Annotated in this window: 6 protein-coding genes; 1 reads left to right on the top strand and 5 read right to left on the bottom strand. The window is 43.7% G+C overall.

Annotated features, from left to right (window positions below):
• Positions 1-412: 412 nt before the first annotated feature.
• A complete protein-coding gene (locus DI53_RS05690) occupies positions 413-1,057 on the bottom strand; it encodes an HAD family hydrolase (protein ID WP_037496504.1) in 645 nt (214 codons plus the stop codon).
• 801 nt (positions 1,058-1,858) lie between these two features.
• On the opposite strand from DI53_RS05690, the gene DI53_RS05685 reads away from it, so the two are divergent.
• The gene (locus tag DI53_RS05685) at positions 1,859-2,554 is read left to right on the top strand and encodes a Crp/Fnr family transcriptional regulator (RefSeq protein ID WP_037496528.1); all 696 of its coding nucleotides are present in this window, start codon (positions 1,859-1,861) and stop codon (positions 2,552-2,554) included.
• Positions 2,555-2,622: 68 nt separating this feature from the next.
• Here the strand turns inward: DI53_RS05685 and DI53_RS05680 are convergent, their stop codons facing one another.
• Genes DI53_RS05680 through nirB form a run of 4 tightly spaced genes read right to left on the bottom strand, consistent with a single transcriptional unit; the run spans position 2,623 to position 6,819 of the window.
• Complete coding sequence (locus DI53_RS05680) at positions 2,623-3,024, bottom strand: hypothetical protein (protein ID WP_037496501.1); 402 nt, start codon at positions 3,022-3,024, stop codon at positions 2,623-2,625.
• Between the two features lie 28 nt (positions 3,025-3,052).
• Positions 3,053-3,859 carry a formate/nitrite transporter family protein gene (locus DI53_RS05675; RefSeq protein ID WP_037496498.1) on the bottom strand — a complete coding sequence of 269 codons (807 nt, stop codon included), beginning with the start codon at positions 3,857-3,859 and terminating at the stop codon, positions 3,053-3,055.
• A 30-nt stretch (positions 3,860-3,889) separates the two neighbouring features.
• On the bottom strand, positions 3,890-4,273 hold the full coding sequence (nirD, locus tag DI53_RS05670) for a nitrite reductase small subunit NirD (protein ID WP_037496495.1): 384 nt from the start codon (positions 4,271-4,273) through the stop codon (positions 3,890-3,892).
• A gap of 26 nt (positions 4,274-4,299) precedes the next feature.
• Positions 4,300-6,819 (bottom strand): nitrite reductase large subunit NirB, encoded by a 2,520-nt coding sequence (gene nirB / locus DI53_RS05665; protein ID WP_037496492.1) that lies wholly within the window; start codon positions 6,817-6,819, stop codon positions 4,300-4,302.
• Positions 6,820-6,967: the final 148 nt, after the last annotated feature.

Raw genomic sequence — 6,967 nt, 5'->3', positions numbered from 1 at the left:
GAATACTTTTGCCCTTCAAAAGTATTTGCCCTGCCGCGGCATGCGGCGGAAGGGGTTGAGCGAAGGGCAATCCGTTTGAAAAGCAAAGACATCCTCCTCCAAAAGGAACGCTCTATCCTTGCTAAGGAAGAGAGGCGGTGGGGCGAAAAATTAGCATTGGGTATTGGGTAACAGTTCCAATTTATAATGAATTAGTTCGGCTTCTGCGTGAGAGCTATAAAAAAAATAAAAGGTTTTCAAACGGGGAGAATGAAAACCTTTAGCTAACCAATTATAAACCTAAATTATGATAGTACAAATATAAGACTTTTTCTGTGTTCGACAAAATGATACTTGAAATTTGTAGTACTTAATTGACGAGAATTTGACTAAACTTTCAATCCTGTCGTTTAAGATTAAATTAATGTCTGAATTAAATAACATTTAGTACGTCTGCCGCATTGTGAACAATGTATGTCGCACCATGCTCCCGCAATTCTTCCTCCGTCCTGAAGCCCCAAGTAACACCAACAGCGGTAACACCTGCTTTGCTGGCTGTGATCATGTCTACCGAGGAATCTCCCACGTAGTAGCAATCCTCCTTCGCAATGTTCAATGTTTTTAATGTGTCAAAAACGATATCCGGATCTGGTTTTGCAGGTCGATCGGCCCGGTGTCCTAGAACTAAGTCGAACTTGATATCTGGGAAATAGAAGTCTACCAAAGCAACAGTAGCCTCGTGATATTTGTTTGAAGCAACACTGATTAAATAGCCTTTTTCTTTCAATAACTTCAACAGCTGTGTGATTCCTGTATAGGGCTTGGTGTGATCTTGTGCATGGATGCTGTAATAAGCAATAAAGTCTTGCTTCACCTTTTCAATCGTTTCCGCATTACGCGCTTGCTGGGGAAGTGCTCGCTCTACCAATGTTCGAACGCCATTCCCGACGAAATATTTATAGGCAACCTCAGCGTGTTCCGGAAAGCCATTTTCCCGCAAAACATGGTTGCAACTGTCTGCCAAATCTTGCAGCGTGTCGACCAAGGTTCCGTCTAAATCAAAAATTATAAGTTTCATATGTAGATGCTAAATGCATTAAAGGTAATATAGAATGTTCAGATTCTTTTCATACATGATTTTGCACGCAATCATAAACATCTGATATAAATGTTTTGTTCATGCTTGTAACGCTCGTACTGATCACATTGACCTATAGGGTCTGCTAACCGCAAGCTTTGGCAATGTTTGTCAATCCAAATATACATATCTTGACCAGCTTGTCGCGTTTAGTTTGTCTTATAATACACATCGCATTCATAGTGCCATATTTTTTCATCATGCTTTGATTTACTAACTTGCTGTAGCAGAAGTGTGCAAAACTAAACAAAGGAAAGAACGCGGACGATAGTGACCAAAAATTATGTGTTCAAACAGGTAAAAACGAATATTACGAACAGTTCGAATAATCTATAAATGATGCACTTGTATTTGCTTTTTCAATAATAAATACTATCTTTATAGAGTTTGTCGCAGTTAGCTGTTTTATAGTTGTGCAGTTGGCAAATTTGGGCGATAAAGTGCCCAAACAGCGTCGTGAAGTTTGCGAATATATCCCAAAATTTGACCCTAAACCTTTGCACGCAAAATTTTTTAATTTGAGAAAGTACAGGCTGTGTTAGTCAGTCTGGTTTTCATATATGTTGTTTAGTTATCAAAAATGAATGCCCAAGGTTCTCTGACGCTCGTCGGGGAACTAGCGGGCATTTTTTTTACGCACTCTTGTTGAATGTCGATTCCTACTTTTTGCTATACACCGCAAAAATTAGTATGAATAGTCTTACCTTTGCTGTTAGTTTCCGAGCGAAACATAAGAATTTCATGAAGTTAACAAAACCAAGTACTTGCGATCATTCTTGTTTTATGTGTCAGCACGTGGTGCAGGAGTGGCGAAGCCATATCAATGACAATAAACAGCTGATAAAGCTGAAGCGTGGTGAACGCTTTATTGAAGAAGGCAGCGCGGTGCGCGGTGTCTATTTCGTGCAATCTGGCCTTGTAAAAGTGCATAGACGGTGGGCAGATAAGGAGATGATTGTGCGCTTTGCTAAAAAAGGCGATATCGTTGGGCATCGCGGTGTCGGCACTGCGCAAGATGGGTATCCCATATCTGCAACAGCGCTAGAGCCAACGTTGCTATGCTTTGTTGATATTACTTTTTTTATGTCTACGCTACGGTTCAATCCCAATTTGACCTACCAACTGATGCTTTTTTTTGCCGATGAGCTACAGGTCTCAGAGCAAAAGATGGGTAATATGCTGCAGCTGCCCGTTAAAAATCGGTTAGCTTGGAGTCTTGTGCTGCTGCATAAGATATTTGGTATAGATGGAGAAGACGGCTATTTAGGTTTGACGCTCAGTAAAACCGATCTCGCGGCCTACGTAGGGACTACTTATGAAACGGTATATCGGGTACTTGCTGACTTTGTGGACGCCCGTTTATTACAACTAGAAGGCAAAAAGATTTTTCTGAAGGATCTCGCTGCTCTACGAATCTTGGCTCTGGAGAAAGAATAAGAAAACGAGGAGGATAAAGTTTGCCCGTAACTTCATCCTCTAGCCTCGTGCTTCCCTACGTTAATGCGTTAAAATTTATAGCCTATTCCTACGCCCAGATTCCATTTGCCATTTGTTGTCGCTGTCTTTGCCGCATAAAAGGCGGGCAATTGAAGGGCAAAATGGCCGATGCAAGCCGTAATACCAAATCCAAGTGTAGGTGTGATTAATGCGTTTCTGGGGCTTCCTTCAGCCACGTTGTCTTCTTTGATTTTTAAGGAGGGTAATAACCCCAATAATATGCTAGCGCCCGATCGGCTGTACTTTACTGCAGGACCGGTGCAGTTGATGTATGCGCCCTTGTCAACATAGCCGGCTACCACGGTACCATCAAACAGGCTACCTTTAATGGTTGCATTTTGGGCAAGAAGGAGGGTGCTGTTCACGCTGAAGAACAATATAAGTGTTACGGCTTTGGTTAATTTATTCATGAGGTTAGTCTATGTGAAAGTTTTTTGGTTATACAGCGGTATTCGTTTCTTTGCTGTGGTGCGTATAGTATATGGCCATGCCAGTGAACAGTAGCCCACCGACAACATTGCCCGCCGTAACGATAAGTTGGTTATAGAGCCACCAGTCTGAAAAACTTACTTTAGCGCCAAACATCATCCCGGCAGGTATAACAAACATATTGACCACAGCATGCTCATAACCCAATGCGAAAAATATAAAAATCGGAATTCCGGCCGCCAAAATTTTGCCTAATGTGGACTTTGATGTCATGGACATTACGACACCCATGCATACCATCCAGTTGCACAAGATTGCTTTGACAAAAGCGGCGAATAGGCCGGAAGGACCGTGTTGGCCATAGCCAAGCGTTTTTTTCTCGCTGATCGAAACTAACGCTTCCTCAATCGCTCCCAGTTGCGTGATTTGTCCGGTTTCCGTACTTGCTGCCCAAAAAAGTGTGGCAAAGAGCACGCTCCCGATCAGGTTTCCAGTAAATGCCCAGAAGAGGTTGTTTAGCATCACACGCAAGCTAATCTTCCCTTCCATCCAGGCAAGAGGAACTAAGGAGAAGCTGCCCGTAACAAGTTCCAGTCCTAAGATCACAATGATGACGAAACCAACTGGAAAAACGAAGGCTCCGACCAGGCTGAGTCCTGTCTGTGTGGTTGCCATAAGGGCGAGGGTAACCGATATAGCCAGTAGAGCGCCGGATAGCGCACCCCGGATAAGCAGATCTTTGATCTGCAATGTAGATTTGTGAACTGCGGTGCTCATCATGGCGCCGGCGACTTCTTTTGGGCTGATGTAATCCATAGTGTGGAAAATTATAGAGTGTTAAGGTGTTTATTGCATTGCTGGTATTGGTGAATGTGTTGTTACTTCCGTTGTCAAAGCGATGTAAACGCGCCCATTTTCAACCTTAACCGGGTATGTTTCGATAGCGCATTCATCGCCTGAAAGGCATTCCCCGGTATCTAGGGCAAATGTTTTTTTGTGAAATGGACAAGCCACTTTTGGCGTGTCGCCAAGTGAACCAAGCATACCACGACTTAAAATCATTTGCCTTTTGTGTGGGCATTCATTTTGAGTAGCATACCACTCATTACGCCTAGTGAAATAGAACAGTGCGATTTGCTTGTCTCTCAATTTGAGGCAAACACCTCCGTTCTCAATAGCATCTTCGGTGCGGCAGGCTTCAAGCCAGCTTGTATTAACTAGTGTTTCCATATATCCTTCGTGTTTTGAGGTTTTGTTTAAAGTACAGGAGCGTTCCAGTCGGCAGCCTTTTTCTGCCCACGGAAGTCATCAAATCGCACGTTGCTATCTTTTTCATCCGGCGCATTGACAAAGTGTACAAATCGTTTACGGATATTTGGATCTTCCACGGCTACTTTCCATTCACATTGGTAAGCATTAACAAGCTGCTGCATATCCTGCTCCCAGGTGGCGGCCATCGCTAAGCTGTCATTTACCACAACATTCCTTAGATAGTCGATGCCGCCGTCCATTTTGTTTAACCATGTAGCTGTACGCGTTAACGGATCTGCAGTACGGATGTAGAACATGAGGAAGCGATCGATGTAGCGAATGCAGGTCTCACTATCAATGTCGCTGGCAAGCAAAAGGGCGTGTTGAGGTTTGCTGCCGCCATTGCCACAGACATAAAGGTTCCAGCCCTTTTCGGTCGCGATAATCCCGAAATCTTTGCTTTGAGCTTCCGCGCACTCCCGAATGCAGCCACTCACGGCCGATTTAAATTTGTGTGGCGCGCGAATGCCCCGGTAGCGTTCCTCAATTTGTATAGCAAACGAGACGCTGTCGTGTAGCCCAAAACGGCACCAAGTGCTGCCTACGCAACTTTTGACCGTGCGCAATGCTTTTCCATAAGCATGTCCGCTTTCAAAGCCGGCCGCAATGAGCTCTTCCCAAATGTTCGGTAGATCGTTGATGTGGGCGCCAAACATGTCAATACGCTGCCCACCGGTGATCTTTGTGTATAGCCCATATTTCTTTGCTACCTGTCCGATGACGATCAGCTTTTCAGGTAAAATCTCGCCGCCCGGAATCCGCGGTACGACGGAGTAAGTGCCGCCTTTTTGGATGTTCGCGAGGTAGCGGTCGTTGCTATCTTGAGCGACATCATTACCTTTGCGTAAAATCATCTCATTCCATAAGCTGGCCAAAAGTGAGGATACTAAAGGTTTACAGGTCTCACATCCGTGGCCCCTTCCAAGTGTATCGATAACCTCATCGTAACTTTTAAGCTCATGTATCTTAATCAAGTCATAGAGCTCTTGCCTGCTGAGGTCAAAATGCTCGCAAACCGTATTGCGCACATATTTGCCCTGCTCTTTCATGCTGAAACTTACCAAGTCCTTGATCATCGGTACACAGCCGCCACAGCCCGATCCTGCTTTGGTGCACTTTTTTACGGCGTCGGCATTTTCGCAATTCTGATGCCTTACCGCATCACATATTTGCGCTTTGGTAATTCCTTCACAACTGCATATCAATGCACTATCCGGTAGTGCCGATATGCCGTTTGATGTTGGCTTTCCACTGCTTTTCTTTTCCTCAAAAAGTAGCTCGGCAGGGTTTTCCGGTAACGGCAGATTGTTATTGACGGTTTGCAGGAGTATATTGTACGCTGCCGCCTCGCCGACAAGAATGCCGCCAAGTAAACGCTGTCCGTCCGGGCTGATGTTGAGTCTTTTATATATGCCTTTATGACTGTCTTCAAAAACAATAGGCAAGGCATAGGGCTCATCGATAAAGGGATCACCAAAGCTTGCCACATCTACACCCATCAATTTTAGTTTGGTGCTCATGTCAAATCCGGAAAACGATTTTTCGATTCCCAATATATGTGCAGCGGCTACTTCCGCCATCTCATATCCAGGTGCGACAAGTCCATAGATCATATCGTGTACGAGTGCACATTCACCTACGGCATAAATGTCGGGGATTGAGGTTTGCATTTGCGCGTTTACCATAATCCCTCCTCGCGTGCCTACCGGTAAACCAATCTTTTTGGCAAGCTCATCTCGCGGGCGTATGCCAGCAGAGATAATCAACATGTCTGTTTCCAAGATGCTGCCGTCTGAAAATGCGATTTCCTCAATTTTTTCCGCACCGCGGATCTCCACCGTAGTTTTTTGAAGGAGACATTTTAACCCTAAAGTCAACAGTTTGGCTTCCAAAACACTACTAGCTGCGTTATCAATTTGTCGAGGCATCAAGCCTGCCGCAAATTCAATGACAGAAGTGTCTGTCATTCCAAGATCCACCAATGCCTTTGCGGCCTCTAGCCCTAGTAGTCCACCACCTATAACGCTCCCTTTGCTAGCTGTCGTTGCATAAGCTTTAATAAGGTCCAAGTCTTCTATGGTCCGATATAGAAAAACCCCTTCTTTATTGACGCCAGGAATAGGCGGTACAAAAGCTTCGGATCCGGTCGCAAAAATTAGATAATCGTAGGAAAGACAAGTGCCGTGTAGAGAAAATACCTTTTTCAGGCTGGTGTTTACATCGATAATGGGGTCGTTTAGGTGTAATTCGATGTTATTTTCATCGTACCATTCGTCTTTTGACAAAAAAAGGTCTTCCGGATTTGTTGTTTTGAAGTAATCTGTAAGATGAACCCTGTCATAAGCTCTGATAGGCTCCTCGCTAAATACGATTATCTCAATATCTGCAGATTTTGACCGTATCTTTTCACAAATCTTGTTGCCGACCATGCCGTTTCCGATTATAATGACTGTCTTTCTTTTCATAGCTGAGGAATTTTGAGGTTAAAATCCATTTTATAAATATTCTTCTGCTAATTTATCTAATAAAAATTTATAAAATCAATAAAAACATGATTTTTATAATATTTTTTTATAAAAAAAATGATTTTGTTGAGTATTTGTATGATATGTG

The organism is Sphingobacterium deserti, assembly GCF_000757725.1.
GTDB classification, from domain to species: domain Bacteria; phylum Bacteroidota; class Bacteroidia; order Sphingobacteriales; family Sphingobacteriaceae; genus Sphingobacterium; species Sphingobacterium deserti.
Note: the sequence above shows the minus strand (reverse complement) of the source record. Positions and strands in the feature narration are given on the sequence as shown.

Bases quoted from the DNA above. Each gene is read 5' to 3' on its own strand.
- DI53_RS05690 (WP_037496504.1), bottom strand. From the start codon at position 1,057: ATGAAACTTATAATTTTTGATTTAGACGGAACCTTGGTCGACACGCTG.
- DI53_RS05685 (WP_037496528.1), top strand. From the start codon at position 1,859: ATGAAGTTAACAAAACCAAGTACTTGCGATCATTCTTGTTTTATGTGT.
- DI53_RS05680 (WP_037496501.1), bottom strand. From the start codon at position 3,024: ATGAATAAATTAACCAAAGCCGTAACACTTATATTGTTCTTCAGCGTG.
- DI53_RS05675 (WP_037496498.1), bottom strand. From the start codon at position 3,859: ATGGATTACATCAGCCCAAAAGAAGTCGCCGGCGCCATGATGAGCACC.
- nirD (WP_037496495.1), bottom strand. From the start codon at position 4,273: ATGGAAACACTAGTTAATACAAGCTGGCTTGAAGCCTGCCGCACCGAA.
- nirB (WP_037496492.1), bottom strand. From the start codon at position 6,819: ATGAAAAGAAAGACAGTCATTATAATCGGAAACGGCATGGTCGGCAAC.